We start from the raw sequence: 23829 nt of genomic DNA on the forward strand, positions 1-23829 counted from the left end.
CTTTCCTGGGCGCCTCGACAGCCAGTGCCGCGACCTCCCGGTCGCCGAGAGGAGATCCACATGGGCAAGGCCGAGCAGATCGTCGCCGGACTGGGCGGGGCAGCCAACATCGACGACGTCGAGGGCTGCATCACCCGGCTGCGCACCGAGGTGAAGGACCCCTCGCTCATCGACCAGGCGGCGCTCAAGCAGGCCGGGGCGCACGGCGTCATGGTCGCCGGGAAGATCGTCCAGGTCGTCGTCGGCCCGGAGGCCGACTCGCTGGCCGACGACGTCAACGACCTGCTGTGACCGCCGCGGCCCTCGTCGTCGCGGCGCCGCTGGCCGGCACCGTCGTCCCGATGACCGAGGTGCCCGACCCGGTGTTCGCCGCCTCACTGGTCGGCGCGGGCGTGGCGGTCGAGCCGGGTCCGAACGCCGGATCGGTCGAGGTGGTCGCACCGGTGACCGGGCGGCTGCTCAAGGTGCACCCGCACGCCTTCATCGTGCTGACCCCGGAGGGCCAGGGCGTGCTGGTCCACGTCGGGCTGGACACGGTGAAGCTGGCCGGCGAGCCGTTCACCCTGCACGTCATGGAGGGTGACGAGGTCACCGTCGGGGACCGCGTGGTGACCGTGGACCTGGCTGCGGTGCGAACGGCCGGCCTCTCGCCGGTCAGCCCGGTCGTGGTGATGGACGCCGCCGCGGAGACGGTGCCGCCGGTCGCCGCCGGCCGGGCCGTGGTCGCCGGTGAACCCCTGTTCCGCTGGCCCGCGGAGGGCTGAGCGTTACCGTCCGGACGTGACCGAACGGGAACGGACCTTCGCCTGGGGCGATCCGATGCAGACCGCGACGGCCGCCCGCACCTCGGCCGGGCTGGACGTGCTCCGGGCAGTGGTGGCCGGAGAACTCCCCGGGCCGCCGATCGCCGACACCCTCGGCTTCGACCTCATCGAGGTGGAGCCGGGCCGCGTCGTCTTCGCGTTCGACCCGGCCGAGTACCACTACAACCCGATCGGCTCGGTGCACGGCGGCGTCTACGCGACGCTGCTCGACTCGGCCACCGGCTGCGCCGTCCACTCGATGCTGCCCGCCGGAGTGGGCTACACCAGCCTGGACCTGACGGTGAAGTTCCTCCGCCCGATCACCCTGGACACCGGCCGGGTGACCTGCGTCGGCACGGTGACCCACCTGGGCGGCCGGACGGCGCTGGCCGAGGCCCGCCTGCTCGACGCCGCCGACCGACTGCTCGGCACGGCGAGCAGCAGCATCCTGGTCATCCGCCCACAGCCCGGCTCCCAGGTCGGCTGACACCTCGGGCGCCCACTGCGCAGTTGCGGTCGCCCAGTGCGGCGTGTCGCGCCGTGTCGGCGACCAGAACTGCGCACTCGACGGGCGAGTGGGCGGCGGAGGGGTCAGGCCGGGACGCTGACGCCGATGCCGCCCTTCGTCTCCGCGCCGTAGCGGGCGATCTCGGCGTCCAGGTCCAGCGGCAGGGTCGTCGCGCCCTGCGCCTGGACGTCCGGGGTGATCAGGTCGGCCGGCAGCAGCCAGGAGACCTCGAACTCGATGCCGTCCGGGTCCTCGGCGTAGAGCGCCTTCGTCGTGGCGTGGTCGGAGGCCCCGGCCAGGGCGCCGGCGTCGGCCAGGGCGCTGCGGATCCGGGCCAGCTCGGCGAGCGTGTCGACCTCCCAGGCCAGGTGGTACAGCCCGACGGTGCCGCGCCCGGCGCCCGAGGGGCCGGCCTGCGCACCGACCGCGAACAGGCCCAGGTCGTGGTCGTTGGTCGACCCCTCGGCCTGCAGGAACGCCGCCCGGCCGGGCATCTCCGTCTTCACCCGGAAGCCGAGGACGTCGCGGTAGAAGGCGGTGCTGCGGTCGACGTCCCGGACGAAGAGGACGGCGTGGTTGAGGCGCTGGACGGGCACGGTGCACTCCTGCTGGTCGACGAGGGCCCCAGTCTGCGCGCATTTGCTTGACAGTTCAAGCAAGTGCACCCGGGAGTGCGGCCGCGTCCCGGAGCACGTGGTCGATGAGGCCGTACTCCCGCGCCTCGGCGGCGGTGAACCACCGGTCGCGGTCGGAGTCCCGCTCGACCTGCTCGACGTCCTGCCCGGAGTGGTGCGCCTGCAGTTCGTTCAGCTGCCGCTTGAGCCGCCCGAGCATCTCCGCCTGGATGGTGATGTCGGCCGCGGTACCGCCCAGGCCGGCCGAGGGCTGGTGCATCATCACCCGCGCGTGCGGCAAGGCGTACCGCTTGCCGGCAGCCCCTGCGGTGAGCAGGAACTGACCCATCGACGCCACCATGCCCATCCCGTAGGTCGCGACGTCGCAGTCGACGAACTGCATGGTGTCGTAGACGGCCATTCCGCCGGACACGGATCCGCCCGGTGAGTTGATGTAGAGGTGGATGTCCCGCGTCGGGTCCTCGGCGGACAACAACAACATCTGCGCAGCGAGCTGATTGGCGATCACGTCGTCGACCTCGCGCCCGAGGAAGACGATCCGCTCCCTCAGCAGCCGGTCGTAGACGGCGTCTCCCAAGGTCGACGCGGTGCTGGTCTCTGCTGCCCGGAACTGTTCGCTGGTCATCGCTGACTCTCCTGCTCGACGTCGGAATGGACAGGGCCACTCAAGTGCGCGGCGACCGGAGAAGTCGAGGAGGAATGGCGGATTGCGCAGTCGGCGCAATTATTGCGCTCTCCGCGAATGGTGGTTGACGCACTCGCCCGGCGGCGGCGCGACCGCCCGTGGTCTGATCGACCGGTGAGCGAACCCCCCGTCGTGCGCAAGGCCACCCGCGCCGACGTCCCCCGGCTGGCCGCCACGCTGTCCCAGGCCTACCCCGACTACCGCTGGACCTCCTGGGCGCTGCCCGAGGACGGCCGCACCCAGCGGCTGTCCCGCTGGGCGGAGCTGTGGGGCGCGTTGATCCCCGTCCTGGCCGGGACCGCGTGGGTGACCGACGACGTCGACGCGGCGGCCGCCTGGGTGGCCCCCGGCGCACCGCCGCACGACGCGGACGTCCAGGCGGTCGTCGACCGGGACCTGCCCCGGGTGCTCGGTGCCCGCCAGCCGGTCGTGCTGGCCAGCGAGCGACTCGGGGCGCTGGGCCGCCCGGAGGAGCCGCACTGGTGGCTGCACGCCGTCGGCACCCGGCCCGCCGCCCGGCACCAGGGGCTGGGGGCGGCAGTGCTGCAGCCGGTGCTCGAGCGGTGCGACGCCGACGGGGTACCGGCCGCGGCGACGGTCTACACCTCGACCGTCGTCCGCTGGCTGCAGCAGTCCGGCTTCGCCGTCACCCACTCGACCCGGACGGCGGTCGACCACGAGCTGCCGATCTGGACCCTGGTCCGCCAGCCGAAGCGCAGCTGACCCCGGGCGAGGTGAGCCTGACCTGACCCCCGGGGGCCACAGGTCGGCCCGGTTGGCCCCCACGGGTCGGGCAGGACAGGAGCGACCGCCCCGCTCCAGCCACCCGCGAGGTCCCCGTGTACCTGTCGAAGACCGAGGCCGCCGTCCTCACCAGCACGCTGCCGCGCACCCTGCCGCGGGCCACCCCACCGGCGCCGAAGGTGAAGCGGCGGCTGTGGCCGCTGCTCGGGCCGGCGTTCGTCGCTGCGGTCGCCTACGTCGACCCCGGCAACTTCGCGACCAACTTCTCCGGCGGCGCCTCGTTCGGCTACACCCTGCTGTGGGTGATCGTCGCGGCGAACCTGATGGCGATGCTCATCCAGACGCTCACCGCCAAGCTGGGGCTGGCCACCGGTCGGGACCTGGCCACCTGCTGCCGCGAGCGGTTCCCCCGGCCGGTCACCTGGGGACTGTGGGCACAGGCCGAGGCGGTCGCGATCGCCACCGACCTGGCCGAGATCGTCGGCGGGGCGGTCGCCCTGAACCTGCTGTTCGGGGTGCCGCTGTGGATGGGCGGGATCATCACCGCGATCGTCGCGTTCGTCCTGCTGGCCGCCCAGTCGCGGGGGTTCCGGCCGTTCGAGCGGGTGATCACCGGGCTGCTGCTGGTGATCGGTGGCGGCTTCGTCTACACGCTGATCGGCGCCGGGGTCGACCCGGGCGGCGTCGCCTCCGGCATGGTGCCCAGCTTCGCCGGCACCGACAGCCTGCTGCTGGCTACCGGCATCCTGGGCGCGACGGTGATGCCGCACGTCATCTACGTGCACTCCGCGCTGACCCCGGGCCGGTACGGCGACACCGTCACCGCGGGGAGGTCGCACTCCGGACGGCGCGGGCTGCTGCGCGCCCAGCGGATCGACGTCTTCATCGCGATGGGGCTGGCCGGGCTGGTCAACGCCGCGATGCTGGTGATCGCCGCCCAGCTGTTCACCTCCGGCGACGGCATCGAGTCGCTGGAGAGCGTGCACGCCGGCCTGGGCGACCAGCTCGGCAGCGGCGCGGCCCTCGCCTTCGCCATCGCCCTGCTCGCCGCCGGGTTCGCCAGTTCCTCGGTCGGCACGCACGCCGGCCAGGTCGTGATGGCCGGCTTCCTGCGCAGGCACATCCCGGTGCTGGTCCGCCGGCTGATCACCCTCGCCCCGGCGCTGCTGGTGCTGGGCCTGGGTGGCGACCCGACGACGGCGCTGGTCTGGTCCCAGGTGGTGCTGTGCTTCGGCATCCCGTTCGCCCTGGTGCCGCTGCTGTGGCTGACCTCCCGCAAGGACCTGATGGGCGGCTGGGTCAACCGGCGGGTCACCACGCTCACCGGCTCGGTGGTCGCCGCGCTGATCATCGCGCTGAACGGCTACCTGCTGGTGAGCACCTTCCTGGGCTGATCGGCGTGACACGCTCCGGTCATGGGACTCCTACGAACGGCCACGACGTACCTCGGGGTCGATCGGGCCCCTCTCCTGGAGGGGTTCAGCAAGAGCTCCAGGGGTGTCCGGCTCCCCGTGTGCCAGCGGTGCGGCGCGCTCGTCGCCTACGAGGCCCAGCAGGTGCACTCCGACTGGCACGCCGCCGCACGGTCCTGACGGGGCTCCCCGGGTCCTCCTCGCCGCGTGGTGCGCAGCATCTCCGCCTGACCCGGACGTCCGATCAACTCAGGTGCCCCACCAGCCGGGCCGAGACGACCGCCATCTCCGCCCGCAACTCGTCGGGTTCCACCTCCGAGACGTCCGCACCGAAGGTGGCGAGGATGCCGACGACCCCGGCCCACGACCACGCCCCCACGGTGAACCGGCACTGGCGGGCCGACACGCGCTCCACGACGGCTCCGGCCGGTGCCCAGCGGGCGGCCAGATCGGCGGGCAGCTCCATCAGGACGCTGCCCGTGCAGGGCCACCGGGCGACGGTGTCCCCTCGGTCGTGCCGGTTCACCACGTACTCGGCGACGTCGACCGCGGGGAGCGGCCGGCGCTCGAACGACATCCCGGTCGGTGCGAGCGGGTGGATCCGGTCCACCCGGTGGACCACCCAGCCCCCGGCGGCCAGGTCGTAGGAGACCAGGTACCAACGGCCGGCCCAGACGGCCAGGTGGTGCGGCTCGACCCGCAGCGGCGGGCTGAAGTCGGTGCTCCCCGGCTCGGGACGGTGACCGTCGGGGCCGAGGAGGTCGAACCGCAGCAGGTGGCCGCGGCGGACCGCGTCACCCACGGCGGCCAGGGTGGCGCGGTCGATCGGTGGGGCGGCGAACTCCCAGACGTTCGGGATGGCGGTGACCCGGAGCGCGTCCACCTGCGGCCGGAGGTGGACCGGGAGCACCTGGCGCAGGGTGGTCAGCGCCCGGGCCGCGCCGTCCCCGACACCGGCCACCGTGACGGGTGCGGTCTGCAGTGCCAGCGCGACGGCGACGGCCTGTTCGTCGTCGAACAGCAGCGGCGGGAGGGTGCCGCCCGCCGCCAGCCGGTACCCGCCGGTGGGCCCCGAGGAGGTGGTGACCGGGAAGCCGAGTTCCCGGAGGGCGTCGACGTCGCGGCGGAGGGTCCGGGAGCTGACGGCCAGCCGGCCGGCGAGCTCCCGCCCGGACCAGGCCCGGCCGGTGCTCAGCAACGACAGCAAGGTGAGCGCACGGGACGACGTGGTGGCCACGGCCCCACTCTGACCCCGGTCGCGGACACCCGGCGTCCTCGACCGCTGCGACGGTCCTCCCATGACCGACAGATCAGGCTCCCGCATCGACCACCTCAACATCGCTGTGCCCGACCTCGCCGCCGCGATGGCGTTCTACGAGCCGGTCCTCGCCTCGATCGGGATCGCCCAGATGCTGGTGGTCCCGGCCGGGGACCACGGCCCGGCGATGACCGGCTATGGCTGGTCCGACCGGAAACCGTTCTTCTGGCTCGTCGACGACGGCACCGTGGGCACCAACATGCACCTGGCCTTCACCGTCGACACCCGGGACGAGGTGCACGTGTTCCACCAGGCCGCGCTGGCCGCCGGCGCCACCGAACGGGAAGCACCCGCCGTCCGCCCGGAGTACCACCCCGACTACTACGGCGGATTCGTCGACGACCCGCACGGGATCAACCTGGAGGCGGTGTGTCACCACCCGGCCTGACGCCCACTGGGCTCGCGCACCACCGGGCGGCACGATGACGCGCTGGACCTCGACGCTGTCGCCGTGCAGCCCTCCACCCCGGTGGACCCCAGCTACGGCTGAGCACCGCATCGCCGATGAGGAACGGCGCCGGGCGCCGTCTCAGCTACGACACCGCCGAGCACCGACCGAGGAGCACGAGACATGGGCGCGATCAAGGTCCACGAGTTCACCACCGTCGACGGGGTGGTCGACGCCCCGATGTGGACGATGGAGTACGGCTTCCCCGACGACCTGGCCGCCTCGATCGGCGCGCTGACCGGCTCCTCGACCGGGATCCTGCTCGGCCGGAACACCTTCGAGATGTTCGCCCCGGCCTGGTCGACCCGCACCGTGGAGGACGACGAGGGCGCCCCGTTCTTCAACGACACCTGCAAGTACGTGGTCAGCTCCACGATGACCGACGCCGAGTCGGTCTGGCGGAACTCGACCGTGATCGGCGGCTACTCGGCCGACCGGATCCGGGCGCTCAAGGACGAGGCGGACGGCGACCTGTACGTCAGCGGCAGCGCCACGCTGGTGCGCGCGCTGCTCGCCGACGGGCTGGTCGACGAGTTGCACCTCTACGTCTACCCGCTGGCCGTCGGGACGGGCATCCGGCTCTTCCCGGAGGGGACGTCGCAGGCGATGAGCCTGATCGGCACCGAGAGCCTGTCCAACGAGGTGGCCCACCTGACCTACGGCCCACCCGCCGGCTGACTCGACTGCATCCGGCGTCGGCGCACCCGCCGCGGCTGCTGCTTCGCCTCCTCGGCCAGCTGCCGGGCGGCGATCACGGACGCAGGCTCCGTGCCCCCGGAAGGCGGCCGGGCGGGCTCCACGGGGTTCACGTCCTTGACCGCATCGCCGCGACCAGCGCCGAACGCAGCACGGCCACCGTGGTCCCGTCGTCCAGCCCCGCCCGGACGGCCCGTTCGGCGAGCTCGGCCGCGGCCTGCCGGACGTCGTCCGGCAGGGGAGGGACCGCCGGTGGGCTGGTGACCACCGTGCCGGTGCGCCGCCGGCTCGCCACCAATCCGGTCGCCTCCAGCTCCCGGTAGGCCCGCGCGACCGTGCCCACCGCAACGCCGAGGTCGGCGGCGAGAGCGCGGATCGTAGGCAGCCTGGCGCCGTCCAACAGCAGCCCGCCGTGGATGAACGTCGCTACTTGCGCACGGATCTGCTCGTACGGCGGCGTCGGGCTCGTGACGTCGACGGTGATGTCCACCGTGGTCAGTGGCCCGTGGGGAGTGGGGCATCGGCCGGCCGCCGCGGCGCGCGAGCGGTGAACAGCCCGACGCCGGCCAGGATGGCGAGGAACCCGAGGACGGCGAGGAACCCTCCGATCCAGGGGAGCGCGCCGACCGCTGCGCCGACGGCCACTCCGTTGACGGACCCGGTCTCCACGACGCTCATGGCCGCGTTGCGGATCGACAACCCGCTGACCGTGAGCAGTCCCCCGACGGCGACGAGCGCCGCCGTCGTCGCCCCGCGCAGGACGCGGTGGGCGGACGCCCGACGCAGCACTGCCTCCGCACGTTCGTCCGCCGTGCCCAGCGCGGGCCGCTCGGCGACCACCCACAGCGCGGCGAAGGTCAGCGCTGCCAGGAAGACGAGTCCTGCGGCCGTGGGCCCGCCGTAGTCCACGCCGGCGAACGGTGCCGCAGCTCCGGACAGCTGACCGTCGGCGGCGGTCACGGTGACGGTGCGGCCATCCGGGCCGGACAGCAACGCGCCTGCGACGACGATCAGCAGACCGGCGGCCAGCGTCGCCAGCGCAAGCCGGAGCAGCCAGCGCGGCACCGAGTCGAGCAGACCGCGCCGTACCAGTCGGGCACGCCGGACGTCGCCCGCCGGCTTCGGCCAGGTCAGCTCGCCGACCAGCACGGTCCCCGTGTGCGCCAGCCCGAACGCCAGCGGCATCGAGATCAGCGCGACACCAGCCCGCCCCGCGAGCGCCTCACCGGTGATCCAGGAGAGATTGGCGGTGTAGCCCGCGCCCAACGCCGCGACGACCCCGGCGACCAGGGCGACCAGCGAGATCCGCCCGGCGTGGCGTCGCGCCTCGGCCACGGTCGCCTCACTGCGCTGTGAGGGACGACGGAGCGCCATCGCGGCGACGACGACGGCGACGACGATCACCAGCAGGCCGAACAGGGGGAGGAGTCGCATCAACCGATCCCGTCACTGAGTCATTGTGTCAACTGATCGAGACAATGACAGATGGGACCCCAGGTGGCAAACAGGCTGCGGTCCCGGCGCCCGGCGCCCGGCGTGCGCCTCGCCCTTGCGCGGCTCCTTGCACTGCTGGGCTCGTGCATCGGCGCGAGAGCAGGCAGAACCGCGCAAGAGCCCCGCGACGAACCGCGTCGTCTGGGACGGCTGGACCGTCAGGGTGGTGGGGCCTCGCCGACCTCGGCGAACAGGGGAACGTCGCTGCTGATCCCGGCCACCGCCTGGTCCGCGCCACCGGCGGGTTCGGCGACCGCCGGGGGCACCAGCACCTCGATGCCGTCGCCTTCCGGGCGGGCGGTGGCGGCGGCGAGGACGCCCGGGTGCTCCCGGAGCAGCCGCTCCGCCTCGGCCCGGAGCCCACCCGGGCGGTACGGGGTCTGCTGGACGGCCACCTCGAAGCCCGGGTCGGCCAGCAGGGCCAGCACCCGCTCGGGCAGCTCGCCGTGCCAGCGCACGGTCAGCCGCTTGCGATCCAGGCTGATCCCCGGGGTGCCGAAGTCCGGCGAGTCCCCGGCCACCTCGCTCAGCCGTTCCAGCAGGTCGTAGATCGCCGTCGGGCCACCCGGGTAGGCCACGAACTCACCGTGGCCCAGCCGCGGCGCCGGTCCGGCGGAGGGCTTCTTGCGTGCTGCCATGCCCGCCATCATCCAGGCTGGGCCGCATGGAGATCTCCGGTGCACGGATCTGGGTGACCGGCGCCTCGACCGGCATCGGCGCGGCGCTGGCGACGGAACTGGCCGACCGCGGGGCCCGGGTGGCGATCAGCGCCCGCAACGCCGAGCAGCTCGCTGAGGTGGCGGGGAGCCGGATGGTCGTCGTCCCGGTGGACGTCACCGACCGGGCGGCCACCGTGGCGGCCGGCGAGCGGGTGCGGGAGGCCCTGGGCGGGCTGGACGTCGCCGTGCTCAACGCCGGCACCTGGTCGTCGTTCCACGTGGAACCGTGGGACTCGCAGCTGTTCGCCGACCACCTGCAGGTCAACGTGATGGGCGCGGTGCACACCATGGAGGCCGTCGTCCCACAGATGCTGGCCGCCGGGCGTGGCCGGGTCGTCGGAGTCGCCTCGGTCGCCGGCTACCGCGGGCTGCCCGGATCGGAGGCCTACAACGCGGGCAAGGCGGCGCTGATCAACCTGCTGGAGAGCCTGCGCGGGTCACTCGCCCCGCGGGGCGTCGTCGTGCAGATCGTCAACCCGGGGTTCGTGACCACCCGACTGACCGACCGGAACACCTACCCGATGCCGTTCAAGGTCCCCGCGGACGCCGCCGCCCGGACCATCGCCGACGGCATCGCCCGGGACAAGGCCGAGGTCGTCTTCCCGGTGCCGATGATGGTCGCGATGAAGCTGGCCCGGCTGCTCCCGGTGCGGGTGTGGACCCGGCTCACCGCCGAGCTCGCCCGCCGCGGCGTGACCAGGCGGCCCGGCGACGCGCCGCCGCCGTCCGTCGAGCAGTGATCAGGTGACCTGATCGATGACTGTCCCCCCGCACCAACGCTGGTGCAGGGGGACAGTCGGTGATCAGGGGACCTGATCAGTGCTGCGGGCCCGGGATCAGGCGCGGGGGCCGCCGGCGACGTAGATGACCTGGCCGGACACGAAGCCCGCACCCTCGCTGCACAGGAACGAGGCGGTGTGCGCGATGTCCTCGGGCTGGCCGACCCGGGCGACCGGGATCTGCTTGGCGGCCATCTCCTTGAACTGCTCGAACGGCACGCCGACCCGCTCGGCGGTCTGCGCGGTCATCTCGGTCTCGATGAAGCCGGGGGCGATCGCGTTGGCGGTCACGTTGTACCGGCCGAGCTCGATGGCGAGGGTCTTGGTGAAGCCCTGCATGCCCGCCTTGGCCGCGGAGTAGTTGACCTGGCCGCGGTTGCCCAGTGCCGAGACGCTGGAGAGGTTCACGATCCGGCCGAACTCGGCCTCGACCATGTGCTTCTGCGCGGCCTTGCTCATCAGGAAGGCGCCCCGCAGGTGCACGCCCATGACGGCGTCCCAGTCGGCAACGGTCATCTTGAACAGCAGGTTGTCGCGGGTGATGCCGGCGTTGTTCACCAGCACGGTCGGCGCGCCGAGCTCGGCGGCGATCCGCTCCACCGCGGCCTCGACCGACTCCTCCTCGGCGACGTTCGCGCCCACCGCGAGCGCCTCGCCCCCGGCCTTCTGGATCTCCTCGACCGTGCCCGCGCAGGCCGCCTCGTCCAGGTCGAGCACGGCGACCGCCATCCCGTCCTGGGCGAACCGCCGTGCGATGGCCGCGCCGATCCCGCGCGCCGCTCCCGTGATGATCGCCGTCCGCTGCTGAGCCACTGCATCTCCTCGTCGAGTTCGTCGGCGGGCCCAGTCGTCCGGCCCGCCGTCCTGCCCCACTGCTTAGCACCAGGCACGCGGGGCGCCCGCACCCGGCCGGGTCAGGCCGGGCCGGGCCGTGCCGACGGCGAGCGCGCCCAGCGCCAGCGACCACAGCAGCCCGGCGCCGACCAGCCACCAGGGAGCGGTGCCGAGCAGCAGGGCCAGGGCGACCGGCGTGGTGCCCAGCAGGCCGACGTCCGGCCCGCGCACCAGCGTGCTGCTCACCCCGACCGGCACGGCGCCCATCGGCGAGGCGAGCACCGGCCCGGACCAGTCCAGGTCCGGGCGGTAGCCGGCGCGCACGGCCGCTCCCGCCCACGCCGGTGCGGTGACCGCGCCCAACGTCAGCCACGCCACCGGCGCGCCGGTGCCCTGGCCGACGAGCAGCGCCGAGGCCCCGCAGACTCCCACGAGCGCCGCGGCCGGCACGACCGCCCGGGCCCAGACGACCGCCGCGCCACCCAGCGGCAGCCCGCGGTCGGCGGCCGGCGCGGCGGACGCCCGCCGGCTCGGCTCACCCAGCGACGTGGCGGCTGTCCACCAGCCGAGGACGACGGTCACCGCCACCAGCGCCGGCACCTCGGCCAGCCCCTCGGTGCGCGCGGCCAGCACCGGCAGCGCCGCCCCGACCGCCAGCTGCCCCCAGCGCCACGGGGACCGGGCCAGCACCGCCAGGTCGCCGGCGACCACCGCCTGCCAGGGGTGCTGTACCCAGCGCCAGGACAGCGGCCGCCGTGGCCGGTGCACCGTCGTCCCCAGCGCCCGGCCGAGCTCCCGGGTGTCCAGCGAGAAGACCGATGCGGTGGCGTACTGCGCGGTCTCCCCCGACGCACGGAGCGCACCGGCGGACAGGTCCGCCAGCCGGCGGTCGGCCAGGACCAGGCAGAGGACGGCGGCCCCCAGCAGCGCACCGAGCAGCCCCAGCGCCACCGGCGCCGGAAAGGACCAGGCCCGACCCGCGACGTCCGGCAGGGCCACCCCCAGCCCGGCGAGCACGCACCCGGCGACGGCCGGGCCGACCAGGGCGAGCGCGGTGACCGCCCCGGCGACCGCGGGCACCCAGCGGCCGCCACCACCGGCCTGCCGGACGACGAGCACCGCGACGGCGGTCACCGCCAGCAGCGCACCGGCTGCCAGCCCGGCGAGGACGCCGGCCGGTGTCCGGTTCCAGGCCAGCACCACCGGGACGCCGACGACCAGCGCCGTCGCCACCGCCAGGCCGACCGCCCGGCGCAGCTCGCCGCGGAGCAGTCCGCGGCGACCCGCGGGCAGCGGCAGCCACCACACCACGGTCGCGGGCGTGGCGCTGACCGGTCCGAGCCGGGCGAGCAGCGCGGTCAGCCCGGCGGTCAGGGACAGCGCGACGGCCACCGCGGTCAGCGAACCCGGGAGCACCGCCGCATCGGCGGCCGGGCGGGCGGCGATCTGCTCGCGGAGGCTGGAGACCGTGCCCCCGCAGAGCGCCACGAAGACCCCGGCGGAGGTGAGGCCGGACAGGGTGTCCCCGACCCGGGTCAGCCAGCTGGTGTCGGCGCGGGAGGCCGTCGCCCGGCGGGTGTACCGGCGGACGGCGGTGCCGCTCCACTCCTCCGCCGGCCGCGCCCGCAGCGGGGCCGTCGCTGCCGTGGCTCAGCCCTCCTGCAGCGCCGCGACGGCGTCCTCGGGTGCGACCACCGGGCACTCGTCCTCACCGATGACCAGGGCCTGGTCGGCGAGGGTGCCGATGAACGTCGGGTCGTGGCTGGCGAACAGCACCGCACCGCCGGCGTCCACCAGCGCCGCGAGCCGGTCGGCCAGCGCCCGGCGCATCCCGGTGTCCAGTCGGCGTTCCGGCTCGTCGAGCACCAGCAGGTCGGCCGGTCGCACCAGCGCGCCGGCCAGCGCCAGCCGCCGGCGCTGGCCGGAAGAGAGCGCCGAGGGCAGCGCGCCGGCCCGGTCGGTCAGCCCGAAGGCGGCCAGCTCCGCCTCGACCACCCCCTCGGCGTCGGTGACCCCGTGGGCGCGGGCGGTGAGCAGCAGGTGCTCCGCACCGGTCAGTGACGGGAAGAACGCGTCGTCGTCCAGCACCCCGGCGACCGCCCGGCGGAAGCCGGCGTCCCGCTCGTCGACCGGGCCACCGGCGAAGCGCACCGTCCCGGTCAGCGGCGGCAGCAGGCCGACCATCGTCTGCAGCACGGTGGACTTGCCCGCGCCGTTCGGGCCGACCAGTGCGACCGCCGTCCCGGGCGCGACCGACACCGTCACCGGGGCGCACACCGGCTCGTCGCCGTAACCGACCGACAGCTGCTCGGCGGCCAGCAGGACCATCAGCCGGGCCCCGCACCACCGCGCCACGCGGCGTCGAAGAAGCCGATCTCCAGCTCCATGGCCCGGCGGTAGGCGCGCCGCACCGCGGGGGTGTCGGCCGCGGTGTCGTCCAGCAGCCGCTCCAGCGTGGCCGCCAGCTCCTCGAAGGCCGGGTCGGCGTAGGTGGTGACCCACTCGGTGTACGGGGTGGCCGGGCGGCCGGCCAGCGACTGCCCGAGGTGGGCGTACAGCCGCATGCACGGCGTCATCGCCGCACAGGTCAGGCCCGCACCCCCCAGGGCCGCCGTGGCGAGCAGGAACTCGGTGTAGGCCAGCGTGGCCGGCAGCGGCTCGACCACGGCCAGGTCGATGCCCCAGCGCGCCGCGTAGCCCTCGTGCAGCCGGAGCTCCTCGCGGACGCCGGCGAGCAGGTCGGCGAAGACGTCCAGGCCGGCCCGGTCGGGGCTGTGCGCCGCGCCGAGGGCGTAGGCGCGGGCGAAGGACTCGAGGAAGAACGCGTCCTGGGCGACGTAGCCGGCGAACCGGTCGGTCGGCAGGCTCCCGTCGGCGATGCCCTGCACGAACGGGTGCGCCAGCGCGACGGCGGCGAGGTCGGCGTTCTCGGCCCAGAGCCCGACGGCGAGGCTCACGGCCCCTGCACCGCCGCATCGCTGAGCGCCATGTCCCAGAAGGCCACCTCGGCAGCGACGACGTCGAGGAAGACCGCGTCCCTGCCCCCGCCGACCGCGTCGGCCGCCGCCTCCAGGCCGGCGACGTAACCGGCGAAGCCTGGCACGGTCCAGTGCTCGACGAACTCGCGGTAGGCCGGGGCCCCGGGCAGCGCGGTGGTCCAGGCGTCGAGGTACGTGCGCTCGATGGTCCACAGCGCCGTCAGCGCGACCGGCACCTCGGCGGCGTCCAGCCGCTGCAGCAGCTCGGCATAGGCCGCGGTGGCGGGCAGCGCGGGGGCGGTGAGGTCCAGGCCGCGGGCGGCCGCCTGCTCCTCGAACCAGGCCAGCTCCTCGACCAGCGCGACCAGGCCCCCGGCCAGGACCGCCTGCGCAGGCCGCGGCGCGCGGGCCAGCAGCCGGGCCTGGAAGCGCAGCAGGTCGGCGACGAAGCGCGCGTCCTGCACCAGCCAGGTGTCGAAGGCGCCGGCGGGCAGCGACCCGTCGCGCACCGCGGTCAGGAACGGGTGCGCGGTGGCCCCGCGCCAGATCTCGGGATGACGTTGCAGCAGCTCGGTGACCGGCACGGCGCGGACTCTAACGAGGTGGCTATGGTGACCCCGTCATGGCGTCGAGCCATGTGCGGGAGCTCGGAGGACCGGGCTGAGAGGGCGGCTGACGCGCCGCCGACCGCTGGAACCTGACCGGGTAATGCCGGCGTAGGGAGCCCGTGATGAGCACGTCCGGAACCGTCCACACCAGCGCGTCCCACGCGGACGCACCGCTCACCCTGACCGAGCCACCGGCCCGCACGCTGGGCTTCCGCGAGTCCGCGGGCCTGTGGGGCAACCTGGGCATCAGCCTGCTGCTGCCGGTGGCCGCCGTCTACGTCGTCCTGCCCGGGCAGCCGCTGTCGGTCACGCTCGGCGCGATCGTCGTCGGCGCGGTGATCGGCGCCTCGCTGCTGGGGCTGGCCGCCGCCGCCGGTGCCCGGGAGGGGGTGCCGGGGATGGTGCTGCTGCGCGGCCTCCTCGGCCGGCGGGCCTCCTACCTGCCCACCGCGCTGAACCTGGTGCAGTGCATCGGCTGGGCCACCTTCGAGATCGTGATCATCGCCGAGGCGGCGTCCCGGGTGCTGGACGCGCCGCGCTGGCCGTTCGTGCTGGTCGCCGGCGTCCTGGCGACCGCGATGGCGCTGCGCCCCCTCGGCGTGGTCAAGGTGCTGTCCCGGTACGCGGTGTGGGCGGCGCTGGCCGCGATCGCCTACCTGTTCGTCGAGGTGCTGTCCGAGCCGCGGGCGGCCCTGGACGGCGGCGGCGCCGCGTCCTTCTGGACGGCGACCGACATCGTGATCGCCCTGCCGATCTCCTGGTTCCCGCTCGCCGCCGACTACACCCGGCACGTGCGCAGCGGCCGGGTCGCCGGCACCAGCGCCGCCCTGGGCTACGGCCTGGCCACCGTCGCGATGTTCACCCTCGGCGTGCTGGCGCTGGCGGCCTACGGCAGCTCCGGGCTGGACGTCATCGACGCGCTGCTGGCCGTGCCGCTGGGCGCCCTCGCCGTGCTGGTGCTCATCACGGTCGAGCTCGACGAGGCGTTCGCGAACGTCTACTCCACGGCCGTGTCGGCGCAGAACGTGGTGGCCCGGCTGGACCGCCGGCTGCTCGCGCTGGGCGTCGGTGCCACCGCCACCCTGCTCGCGCTGAGCTTCGACATCGTCGCCTACGAGCCGTTCCTCTTCCTGATCGGCGCGGTCTTCGTGCCGCTGATCGGCGTCTTCCTGGTCGCCTACGCGCTGAGCGCCCCCGGCCGGTGGGACACCTCGGACACCGCCCCGGCCCGGTTGGTCTACCTGCTGCCGTGGCTGGCCGGGTTCGTCGCCTACCAGCTGACCCTGCCGACCTTCTTCTCCGGCGTCGGCGCAGGCTGGACCACCTGGTGGACCGCCCGCCAGACCGATCTGGGCATCGACCCGGCCAACGGCTGGTCGGCCTCGCTGATCAGCCTGGCCGTCGCCGCGCTGCTCACCGCGGTGATCGCGCTGCTCGGCGCCCGCCGCGGGCGGCAACGGGCATGACCTCCCCGCTGGGCCCCTTGCACGTCCTCACCGACGCCGACGGCGGGCCGGGAGCGCTGGCCGTGGTCGCCGCCGCGGTGGCCGCCGGTGCGCCGGTGGTGCAGGTGCGGGCGAAGGGCTGCAGCGACCGGGTGCTGTACGACTTCGCCCGGGCCGTGGTCGAGCTCTGCCGGCCGGCGGGCACCACCTGCCTGGTCAACGACCGGGTCGACGTCGCCCTGGCCGTCGGCGCCGACGGGACGCACCTGGGCGCCGGCGACCTCCCGCTCGCCGCCGCCCGGCGGGTGGCCGGGCCGGGGCACCTCCTCGGCGGCACGGCGCGCGACCCCGAGCTGGCCCGACAGCTGGTGGCCGAGGGCGCGGACTACCTGGGCGTCGGCCCGGCCTTCGCCACCACCACCAAGACGGGACTCCCCGACCCGATCGGGGTCGCCGGGGTCGGTGCCGTGGCCACGGCGGTGCCGGTGCCGGTGATCGCCATCGGCGGGGTCACCGCGGCGCGGGTCGGCGAGCTGCTGGCCGCCGGCGCCACGGGGGTCGCGGTCGTGGGTGCGGTCACCGCCGCCGCTGACCCGGGCGCCGCGACGGCCGAGCTGCTGCGCGCACTGGCGGGCGCCCGGTGATCGACGTGGCGGTGGCCGGCGGTGGCCTGATCGGGCTGTCGGTGGCCTGGCGGGCGGCGCAGCGCGGCCTGTCGGTCGCCGTCGTCGACGACGCCCCCGGCGCCGGCGCTTCGGCGGCCGCCGCCGGGATGCTCGCGCCGGTCACCGAGGCGGCCTACGGGGAGGAGGCGCTGCTGCGGCTGTGCCTGACCTCCCTGCAGCGCTACCCGGTGTTCGCCGCCGAGGTGGAGGCGGCCAGCGGCCTGCCGGTGGGGCTGCGCACCGCCGGCACCCTGGTGGTCGGCTTCGACGCCGACGACGCGCGGGCGCTGGACGCGCTGCACGGCTACCAGCAGGAGCTGGGGCTGGCCGTCGAGCGGCTGACCCCGCGGGAGGCCCGCCGCCGGGAGCCCGGGCTGACCCCGCGGCTGCGCGGTGGGCTGGCCGTCGAGGGCGACCACTCGGTCGACGGCCGGGCGCTGCACCGCGCGCTGACCGCAGCCGCCGAGGCCGCCGGGGTGCGCCTGGTCCGCGACCGGGTGGCCGGGGTGCAGGTCGCCGGCGGACGGGCCACCGGGCTGCAGCTGGCCGGCGGCGAGGAGCTGGCCGCCGGCACCGTCGTCCTGGCCCTGGGGGCGCACAGCAACACGCTCCCCGGGGTGCCGCCGCTGCCGATCCGGCCGGTCAAGGGGCAGATCCTGCGGATGGCCGGTGCGGCGGGGCTGCTCAGCGGCACGGTGCGGGCGCTCGTCCGCAGCCGGCACGTCTACCTGGTGCCCTACGGCGAGGACGGGTTGATCGTGGGGGCGACCACGGAGGACCGTGGCTTCGACGCCACCGTCACCGCCGGCGGGGTGCACGACCTGCTGCACGACGCGATCGAGGTGGTGCCCGGGGTGACCGAGCTGGAGCTGGTCGAGACCCTCGCCCGCTGGCGGCCCGGCACCGACGACAACGCCCCGCTGCTGGGACCCAGCACGCTCCCCGGGCTGGTGCTGGCCACCGGCCACCACCGCAACGGCGTCCTGCTCACCCCGGTGACCGGTGACCTCGTCGCCGAGCTGCTGGCCACCGGCGAGCTGCCCGAGCTCGCCGCACCGTTCACCGTCGAGAGGTTCCCCCACCGATGACCATCTCGTTGACCGTCAACGGCAGCCCGGTCGAGCTGGCCGACGGCACGACCGTCGCCGCGCTCGTCGCCGACCGCACCAGCGGGCACGACCGGGTCGCGGTCGCACGCAACGGCGACGTCGTCCCGCGCAGCAGCTGGGCGACGACCGAGCTCTCCCCCGGCGACCGCCTCGAGGTGCTCGCCCCCACCGCAGGAGGCTGAGATGGAAGAGGACCGCGAACTGACCGAGGAACTGGCTCCCGCCCTCGAGCAGGAGGAGGCAGCCGATCCCTTCACCCTGGGCGGGGAGACGTTCACCTCCCGGCTGATCCTGGGCACCGGCGGCCTGCCGAGCCTGGAGGTGCTGGAGCGGGTGGTCCGCGCTTCGGGCACCCAGCTGGTGACCGTGGCGCTCCGCCGGGTCGAGGCGGCCGCGGGCAGCACGATGCTGGAGGTGCTCGACCGCTGCGGGGTGCGGCTGCTGCCCAACACGGCCGGCTGCCAGACCGCCCGGGAGGCGGTGCTGACCGCCCAGCTCTCCCGGGAGGCGTTCGGGACCGACTGGATCAAGCTGGAGGTCATCGGCGACGACCGCACGCTGCTCCCCGATGCCGTCGAGCTGATGGACGCCGCCGAGCAGCTGGTCGCCGACGGCTTCACCGTGCTCGCCTACACCACCGACGACCCGATCCTGGGCCGGCGGCTGGCCGACGTCGGTTGCGCCGCCGTCATGCCGCTGGGCGCGCCGATCGGCAGCGGGCTGGGCATCCGCAACCCCTACAACATCGCGCTGCTCCGCGAGGAGGTCAGCGTGCCGGTGGTGCTGGACGCCGGCATCGGCACCGCCTCGGACGCCGCACTGGCGATGGAGCTCGGGTGCGACGCGGTGCTGCTGGCGTCGGCGGTGACCCGGGCCCGGGAGCCGGTGCAGATGGCGCTGGCCATGCGGCAGGCCGTCGAGGGCGGCCGGCTGGCCCGGGGCGCGGGCCGGATCCCGCGCCGCTGGCTGGCCGAGGCGTCGACGTCGATGCAGGGGCTGCCGGAGCTGTGAGCCTGCCGCGGCTGCTCGTGCTCACCGACCGCACGCAGTGCCGGGGCAGCCTGACCGCCACCGTGGCCGCCTCCGTCGACGCCGGGGCCCGGGCGGTGGTGCTGCGGGAGAAGGACCTGCCCCTCGCCGAGCGGTCGCGGCTCGCCGGGCAGCTGCAGGCCCTGCTGGACCCGGTGGACGGCGTCCTGGTGTGGGCGGGGGCCGCCGGCAGTGCGGGGCGCTCCGCCGTCCACCTGTCGGCGGCCGACCCGCTGCCGGCGCCGCGGCCCGGCTGGCTGGGCCGCTCCTGCCACTCCGCCGCCGAACTGGCCCGGGCCCGGGCCGAGGGCGTGGACCACGCCTTCCTGTCCCCGGTGTTCCTGACCGCCTCCAAGCCCGGCCACGGCCCGGCCCTCGGGCTCCCGGGCCTGGCCGAGCTGATCCCGCTCGGGCCGCCCGTCTTCGCCCTGGGCGGCATCGGCCCGGACGACGTCCCCGGCTGCCTCGCCGCCGGCGCCTGGGGGGTCGCGGTGATGGGCGGGGTGATGCGCGACCCGTCCTCCGTACACGATCATCTGGCCGCACTGGCCGCACTGGCCGACTGAGCGGGCGACGCGCCGCTCGACTGGCGCGACCCACCCCGGACCGGTGAGGTGGGCATCACATCGAGTTCATGATTAGACCTGTCTCTGCCGAGACAAGACAGGGGTTCGCCGTGATGCAAGCCGCGGCCAGACAGCGAGGAGACCGGGTGACGGGCGAGCGCACCAGCCTTGCGTGGCCGTCGTCCCCTCCACCACCGGCCGAGGACGGCTGGGAGTGGACGCTGAGCACCGTGGCCGAACTCCCCAGGGTCCGTGCCCAGTTGCGCCGCGGGCTGGCCGAGGAGTCCCGGGGCGACCGTGCGGCCGCCGAACTCGACGAGGCCGTCGTCCTGGCGTTCGACGAGATGGCCTCCAACGCCCTCCGGCACGGGGGTGGCGGGGTGCTCGCCCGCGTCCAGCGGACGCCGCAGGCCTGGTTGATCGAGGTGCGCGACTCCGCAGCCCAGCGCCCTCCACAGCCGGCTGTCGGGCGTGACCCCAGCCTGGGCGGGCTGGGCCTGTACCTGATCGCCGAGATGGCCGACGCGCACGGCTGGCACCTCACCGGAGACCAGAAGAGCGTCTGGGCGTTGCTCCCCCGCCGCTGAGCCGGCTCAGGTCAGCAGCGCAGCCGGACGGCGACCAGTGCGACGTCGTCCTCCGACCCCTGCGGGCGCAAGCGCGCGACGATCGCGTCCAGCAGTTCCTCCAGCGGCAGCTCCCCCAGCTCGGCGAGCAGCCCGACCAGCCGGGCAACGCCGTCGTCCAGCGGCAGGTCGGAGCCCTCGACCAGGCCGTCGGTGTACAGCAGCACGGTGGAGCCGGGGTCGAGCACCGTCACCTGTTCCCGCCGGGAGGTGGTCGGTTCGACCCCGAGCATGAGGTCGGCCCGTTCCGTGGCCAACACCTCCACCCGGCCGTCGGGGGTGTGCACCAGCAGCGGCGGGTGGCCGGCGTTGGACCAGCGGAGCCGGGTCTCGCCGCGGACCTGGTCGACCTGCTCCAGCCGGGCCACGGCCGCGGTGGCCAGGGTGCGCACCTGCAGCCCCTCCATCGCCAGGTCCAGGTCGGAGAGCACCGCCGCCGGTCCGCCACCGCTGCTGTAGGCGATGCCGCGCAGCAGGCTGCGCAGCTGCCCCATCGCCGCGGCGGCGACCGTGTCGTGGCCGACGACGTCGCCGATGGCCACCACCGTCGCCCCACCGGGCTGGAGGAACGCGTCGTACCAGTCACCGCCCACCTGGGCGGCCTGGACGGCGGGCACGTACCGCACGGCGATCTCGGCGTGCTCGGGCTCAGGGGGGTCGGTGAGCAGGCTGCGCTGCAGCTCCTCGGCCATCCGGCGCTGCTGCTCCTGCAGTGCCGCGCTGTCCAGCGCCACCGCCACCCGGTCGGCGACCTCGCGCAGCAGTTCGCGCTCCCGGGCGTCCATCGGGGCCCGGTCCCGGCCGCGGTACAGGGTCATCGCCCCGAGCACCCGCCCCCGGGCGACCAACGCGAGCGCCACCGCCGTGCCGGGGTCCAGCGTCCAGTAGGCCTCCCGCACCTCGCCGGCCGGCAGCACGTTGCCCACGGCGGCCGCCATGTCGGGGACGACGGTGAGCTCGCCGGTCGCCAGGGCGGCCACGATCGGGGCGGTGTTGGTGAGCGCGGCCAGCCGGAGCCGGGCATAGCTGGCCGCGACCGGGCGCGCGGCGGGGTCCCGGTGCCAGCTGGCCACGTCGTGCAGCCGGCCGTCCTCCTCGACCAGGCTGGCGATCGCCCAGTCGCAGAGGCCGGGCACCACGGCCTGGGTCAGCTCCTGCAGCGCGCCGCTCGCGCCGCGCCGGTCGATGAGGGCGGTGGACAGGGTGTCCGACACCCGGGCGAGGAGGGCGAGGCGCTCGGCGTCCCGTCGGGTGGCCTCCTCCGCGCGGCGACGCTCGGAGATGTCGAGGAAGTACACCGACAGGCCCTCGGCGCTGGGCCAGGCCCGCACCTCGTACCAGCTGTCCAGCGGCGGCGGGTACCACGCCTGGAACACCGAAGGCTCGCCGCTCTCCATCGCCTGCCGGTAGTGCACCTCGAAGTCGCTGCCCACCGCATCGGGGAAGAACTCCCAGAGGTCGCCGCCCAGGAGGACCTCCCGCCCACTGCCCAGCAGCCGCTCGGCCTCGACGTTGACGTAGGTGAACGCCCAGTCCCGGCCGAGGGAGAAGAAGGCCGCCGGCATCGACTCGAGCACCCGGGAGACCTGCGTCTCGGCCCGCCGCCGCTGGGTGGAGTCGTGCGCCACCCCGACGACCCGGACGGCCGTCCCCGCGTCGTCCAGGACGGCGCGGCCCCGGGCGCGCACCCAGCGGACCTCACCGCTGGGCAACCGGACCCGGTGTTCCTGGTCGAATCCCTCGCCGGTCGTCAACGCCGTGCTGATGGTCGCTCGCACGCCCTCCGCGTCGTCCGGGTGCAGCCGCTCGATCAGTGCGCTCAGCGTGCCGGGGAAGGCAGGGCGGTCCCAGCCGTAGACGGCGAGCAGCCGGTCGTCCCACGTCAGCTGGTCCCCGACGGCGTCCCAGTCGAAGCTGCCGATCTCGGCCGCGTCGATGGCCAGGGCCCACCGCCACCCGGCGGCCTCCGACTCGGCGCTGACCTCGGCCAGCCGGAGCTCCGCCGCGACGCACTCGGCGAGCAGCTCCAGCACGGCGACGTCCCGGTCGGTCCAGTCCCGGGGCGCTGCGCCGAAGACGCACAGGGCGCCCTGCCAGCCGTCCAGCGGCACCCCCAGGTAGGCACCGACCTCACCTGCGCTGATCGGCAACCGGTCCGCGACCCGGGGGTCCACCGCCGCGTCCCGGACGACGAGTGGCTGCCCCAGCTCGACGGTCACGGCACACAGCGACGCGGCCAGCGGGAGTTCGGTACCCGGCCGCCCGGCGCCCGGACCGCTGACGACGGCCGCAGTCTGCACCTCACCGATGAGTGAGACCTGGGCGACGTCGGGCCCCAGCAGCCGGACGGCCAGGTCAGCCAGCCGCTGCACCACAGGGCCGGCGGCCACCGCCGCAGCACGGGCAGCTGCCCCGCGGGCGGGGTCGTCCAGCGCCATCTGTCCCCCGCCCTCGCTCCCGTGCGACTCGGACGGGGCCCCTCGCCGCCGCAACCGGACCCGATCATGCCTGCTCGCGCCCGGAACGGTCGCGGGGGCGTGCCGCGCGGATCCCCCGTCGGCGAGGGACGATGGCCGGGTGCAGGGAACCGCCGCCCCCCGGTCGCCGAACCGGCGGCCGAGTCGATGGGATCCCCGGTCCTGGTCCGGTGCCCTGGAGCGCACCTGGGCCCGGAACCCGCAGATCGGCCTGGCCCTGCGGGCCGCCGTCGCGGCGACGATCGCCTGGGCCCTCATCCAGCTGCTGCCCCAGCCCGCACAGGAGTACCCCTACTACGCACCGTTCGGCGCGGTGATCGCCATCTCCAGCACGCTCGCCGGGTCGGCCCGGTCCACGGCGCAATCGGTCTCCGCCATCGCGATCGGCGCCGCGGTGGCCCTGGCCGTCGACGCGCTGGCCGTGCCGAACGTGGCCAGGATCGGCGTCGTGGTGACCGCCGGGATGCTCCTCGCCGGCTGGCACCGGCTGGGGGGCTCCGGCAGCTGGGTGCCCACCTCGGCGCTCTTCGTGCTGATCATCGGCGGCAGCGACCCGGTGGACTACGTGCTGGGCTTCGCCGGGCTCACCTTCCTCGGCGCGCTGATCGGGACCGCCGTCCTCGCCGTCTTCCCGCCGCTGCCGCTGGCGCCCTCGCAGACCGAGCTCGGCCGGTTGCGCGACCTGCTGGCCGCCCAGCTGGAGGACCTGGCGGACGGCCTGCAGCAGGAGCACCCGCCCACCGAGGACGAGTGGCGCGAGCGCATCCACACCATCGACCCCGTGCTGGCCCAGATGCGTGCGGCGGTGCAGCAGACCGACGAGGCCCGCCGGGGCAACCTCCGGGCCCGCCGGCACCAGCAGGACGCCGACCGGCAGTACGCCCAGGCCCGGGCGCTCGAGCGTCTCACCCTGATGGTGGAGGACCTCACCCAGCTGATCGCCGAGACCGAGACCGCCGACGTCTCCCACGTGGCGCTCGGCCCGGCGCTGCGGCCCTCCGCGGCCTCGGCACTGACCGGCCTGGCCGACGTGCTGCGCTCGGTGGAGGGGCCGGCGGCCGCGCCGGACACCACCCGCGCCGCCTACGACGAGCTGCACGCCCTCGAGGTGCAACTGCGGCGGGCCAGGCAGAGCACCGACGACGACCTGTTCGCGGCCAGCAGCGTCGCGCTGGCGATCCGGCGCTGCCTGGCCGCGGTCGTGCCCGAGGAGCTGGCCGAGGACGAGGCGCCGGACTGACCCGACCGACG

The 23829-nt window shown here is 74.9% G+C and carries 28 protein-coding genes and 1 riboswitch; of the genes, 16 read left to right on the forward strand and 12 right to left on the reverse strand.

The features are described from left to right. Positions 1 to 60: 60 nt before the first annotated feature. The 3 genes from O2V63_RS13390 to O2V63_RS13400 are packed head-to-tail and all read left to right on the forward strand — an operon-like array spanning position 61 to position 1290. Complete coding sequence (locus tag O2V63_RS13390) at positions 61 to 291, forward strand: PTS glucose/sucrose transporter subunit IIB (protein ID WP_269168058.1); 231 nt, start codon at positions 61 to 63, stop codon at positions 289 to 291. Beyond that, on the forward strand, positions 288 to 764 hold the full coding sequence (locus O2V63_RS13395) for a PTS sugar transporter subunit IIA (protein WP_269168059.1): 477 nt from the start codon (positions 288 to 290) through the stop codon (positions 762 to 764). The genes O2V63_RS13390 and O2V63_RS13395 overlap by 4 nt, the downstream gene beginning before the upstream one ends. Positions 765 to 780: 16 nt before the next feature. Then, positions 781 to 1290, forward strand: coding sequence for a PaaI family thioesterase (locus tag O2V63_RS13400; protein ID WP_269168060.1), 510 nt, complete (start codon positions 781 to 783; stop codon positions 1288 to 1290). Between the two features lie 104 nt (positions 1291 to 1394). On the opposite strand, the gene O2V63_RS13405 is transcribed toward O2V63_RS13400, so the two are convergent. After that, positions 1395 to 1907, reverse strand: coding sequence for a VOC family protein (locus O2V63_RS13405; RefSeq protein ID WP_269168061.1), 513 nt, complete (start codon positions 1905 to 1907; stop codon positions 1395 to 1397). A gap of 55 nt (positions 1908 to 1962) precedes the next feature. Next, positions 1963 to 2571: an ATP-dependent Clp protease proteolytic subunit gene (locus O2V63_RS13410; protein WP_269168062.1), complete on the reverse strand. Its 609-nt coding sequence runs from the start codon at positions 2569 to 2571 to the stop codon at positions 1963 to 1965. 174 nt (positions 2572 to 2745) lie between these two features. On the opposite strand from O2V63_RS13410, the gene O2V63_RS13415 reads away from it, so the two are divergent. Then, positions 2746 to 3354: a GNAT family N-acetyltransferase gene (locus tag O2V63_RS13415; RefSeq protein ID WP_269168063.1), complete on the forward strand. Its 609-nt coding sequence runs from the start codon at positions 2746 to 2748 to the stop codon at positions 3352 to 3354. A 116-nt stretch (positions 3355 to 3470) separates the two neighbouring features. Next, positions 3471 to 4769, forward strand: coding sequence for an Nramp family divalent metal transporter (locus tag O2V63_RS13420; RefSeq protein ID WP_269168064.1), 1299 nt, complete (start codon positions 3471 to 3473; stop codon positions 4767 to 4769). 262 nt (positions 4770 to 5031) lie between these two features. Here the strand turns inward: O2V63_RS13420 and O2V63_RS13425 are convergent, their stop codons facing one another. Further along, a complete protein-coding gene (locus O2V63_RS13425) occupies positions 5032 to 6024 on the reverse strand; it encodes a helix-turn-helix transcriptional regulator (protein ID WP_269168065.1) in 993 nt (330 codons plus the stop codon). 61 nt (positions 6025 to 6085) lie between these two features. Here O2V63_RS13425 and O2V63_RS13430 point away from each other — a divergent pair, with 61 nt between their 5' ends. Beyond that, complete coding sequence (locus O2V63_RS13430; protein WP_269168066.1) at positions 6086 to 6493, forward strand: VOC family protein; 408 nt, start codon at positions 6086 to 6088, stop codon at positions 6491 to 6493. Between the two features lie 183 nt (positions 6494 to 6676). Further along, complete coding sequence (locus tag O2V63_RS13435; protein ID WP_269168067.1) at positions 6677 to 7231, forward strand: dihydrofolate reductase family protein; 555 nt, start codon at positions 6677 to 6679, stop codon at positions 7229 to 7231. Positions 7232 to 7358: 127 nt separating this feature from the next. Here O2V63_RS13435 and O2V63_RS13440 read toward each other — a convergent pair whose 3' ends face one another. The 3 genes from O2V63_RS13440 to O2V63_RS13450 form a co-directional block, all read right to left on the reverse strand. Continuing rightward, a complete protein-coding gene (locus tag O2V63_RS13440; RefSeq protein ID WP_269168068.1) occupies positions 7359 to 7739 on the reverse strand; it encodes a GntR family transcriptional regulator in 381 nt (126 codons plus the stop codon). 5 nt (positions 7740 to 7744) lie between these two features. Continuing rightward, the gene (locus tag O2V63_RS13445; RefSeq protein WP_269168069.1) at positions 7745 to 8683 is read right to left on the reverse strand and encodes a hypothetical protein; all 939 of its coding nucleotides are present in this window, start codon (positions 8681 to 8683) and stop codon (positions 7745 to 7747) included. Positions 8684 to 8901: 218 nt separating this feature from the next. After that, positions 8902 to 9381, reverse strand: coding sequence for a hypothetical protein (locus O2V63_RS13450; RefSeq protein ID WP_269168070.1), 480 nt, complete (start codon positions 9379 to 9381; stop codon positions 8902 to 8904). Positions 9382 to 9407: 26 nt separating this feature from the next. On the opposite strand from O2V63_RS13450, the gene O2V63_RS13455 reads away from it, so the two are divergent. Continuing rightward, positions 9408 to 10202: an SDR family NAD(P)-dependent oxidoreductase gene (locus O2V63_RS13455; protein ID WP_269168071.1), complete on the forward strand. Its 795-nt coding sequence runs from the start codon at positions 9408 to 9410 to the stop codon at positions 10200 to 10202. Between the two features lie 96 nt (positions 10203 to 10298). Here O2V63_RS13455 and fabG read toward each other — a convergent pair whose 3' ends face one another. From fabG to O2V63_RS13480, 5 genes are all read right to left on the reverse strand, one after another. Continuing rightward, complete coding sequence (fabG, locus tag O2V63_RS13460; protein ID WP_269168072.1) at positions 10299 to 11054, reverse strand: 3-oxoacyl-ACP reductase FabG; 756 nt, start codon at positions 11052 to 11054, stop codon at positions 10299 to 10301. Positions 11055 to 11117: 63 nt separating this feature from the next. Then, a complete protein-coding gene (locus tag O2V63_RS13465; protein WP_269168073.1) occupies positions 11118 to 12563 on the reverse strand; it encodes a DUF6297 family protein in 1446 nt (481 codons plus the stop codon). A gap of 162 nt (positions 12564 to 12725) precedes the next feature. Then, the gene (locus O2V63_RS13470) at positions 12726 to 13403 is read right to left on the reverse strand and encodes an ABC transporter ATP-binding protein (RefSeq protein ID WP_269168074.1); all 678 of its coding nucleotides are present in this window, start codon (positions 13401 to 13403) and stop codon (positions 12726 to 12728) included. Then, positions 13403 to 14032, reverse strand: coding sequence for a TenA family protein (locus O2V63_RS13475; RefSeq protein WP_269168075.1), 630 nt, complete (start codon positions 14030 to 14032; stop codon positions 13403 to 13405). Before O2V63_RS13475 ends, O2V63_RS13470 begins: the two co-directional genes overlap by 1 nt. After that, positions 14029 to 14637 carry a TenA family transcriptional regulator gene (locus tag O2V63_RS13480; RefSeq protein ID WP_269168076.1) on the reverse strand — a complete coding sequence of 203 codons (609 nt, stop codon included), beginning with the start codon at positions 14635 to 14637 and terminating at the stop codon, positions 14029 to 14031. Before O2V63_RS13480 ends, O2V63_RS13475 begins: the two co-directional genes overlap by 4 nt. A 45-nt stretch (positions 14638 to 14682) precedes the next feature. Continuing rightward, positions 14683 to 14793: riboswitch (TPP riboswitch) on the forward strand. On the opposite strand from O2V63_RS13480, the gene O2V63_RS13485 reads away from it, so the two are divergent. The 7 genes from O2V63_RS13485 (at position 14784) to O2V63_RS13515 (ending at position 20062) form a co-directional block, all read left to right on the forward strand. Next, the gene (locus tag O2V63_RS13485) at positions 14784 to 16127 is read left to right on the forward strand and encodes a purine-cytosine permease family protein (protein ID WP_269168077.1); all 1344 of its coding nucleotides are present in this window, start codon (positions 14784 to 14786) and stop codon (positions 16125 to 16127) included. It overlaps the preceding riboswitch by 10 nt. Next, entirely contained in the window at positions 16124 to 16750 is a 627-nt protein-coding gene (thiE, locus tag O2V63_RS13490; protein WP_269168078.1) for a thiamine phosphate synthase, read from the forward strand. The genes O2V63_RS13485 and thiE overlap by 4 nt, the downstream gene beginning before the upstream one ends. Beyond that, positions 16747 to 17859: a glycine oxidase ThiO gene (gene thiO, locus O2V63_RS13495; RefSeq protein ID WP_269168079.1), complete on the forward strand. Its 1113-nt coding sequence runs from the start codon at positions 16747 to 16749 to the stop codon at positions 17857 to 17859. The genes thiE and thiO overlap by 4 nt, the downstream gene beginning before the upstream one ends. Further along, positions 17856 to 18062, forward strand: coding sequence for a sulfur carrier protein ThiS (gene thiS / locus O2V63_RS13500; protein WP_269164040.1), 207 nt, complete (start codon positions 17856 to 17858; stop codon positions 18060 to 18062). The genes thiO and thiS overlap by 4 nt, the downstream gene beginning before the upstream one ends. Position 18063: 1 nt before the next feature. After that, positions 18064 to 18891, forward strand: coding sequence for a thiazole synthase (locus O2V63_RS13505; RefSeq protein WP_269168080.1), 828 nt, complete (start codon positions 18064 to 18066; stop codon positions 18889 to 18891). Then, on the forward strand, positions 18888 to 19475 hold the full coding sequence (locus tag O2V63_RS13510; protein WP_269168081.1) for a thiamine phosphate synthase: 588 nt from the start codon (positions 18888 to 18890) through the stop codon (positions 19473 to 19475). Before O2V63_RS13505 ends, O2V63_RS13510 begins: the two co-directional genes overlap by 4 nt. A 146-nt stretch (positions 19476 to 19621) precedes the next feature. Then, the gene (locus O2V63_RS13515) at positions 19622 to 20062 is read left to right on the forward strand and encodes an ATP-binding protein (protein ID WP_269168082.1); all 441 of its coding nucleotides are present in this window, start codon (positions 19622 to 19624) and stop codon (positions 20060 to 20062) included. An 11-nt stretch (positions 20063 to 20073) separates the two neighbouring features. Here the strand turns inward: O2V63_RS13515 and O2V63_RS13520 are convergent, their stop codons facing one another. Beyond that, positions 20074 to 22491: a SpoIIE family protein phosphatase gene (locus tag O2V63_RS13520; RefSeq protein WP_269168083.1), complete on the reverse strand. Its 2418-nt coding sequence runs from the start codon at positions 22489 to 22491 to the stop codon at positions 20074 to 20076. A 187-nt stretch (positions 22492 to 22678) separates the two neighbouring features. On the opposite strand from O2V63_RS13520, the gene O2V63_RS13525 reads away from it, so the two are divergent. Then, positions 22679 to 23818, forward strand: coding sequence for an FUSC family protein (locus O2V63_RS13525; protein ID WP_269168084.1), 1140 nt, complete (start codon positions 22679 to 22681; stop codon positions 23816 to 23818). Positions 23819 to 23829: the final 11 nt, after the last annotated feature.

Origin of the sequence: Modestobacter sp. VKM Ac-2977 (assembly GCF_026968045.1) — a bacterium.
Lineage (GTDB): Bacteria > Actinomycetota > Actinomycetes > Mycobacteriales > Geodermatophilaceae > Modestobacter.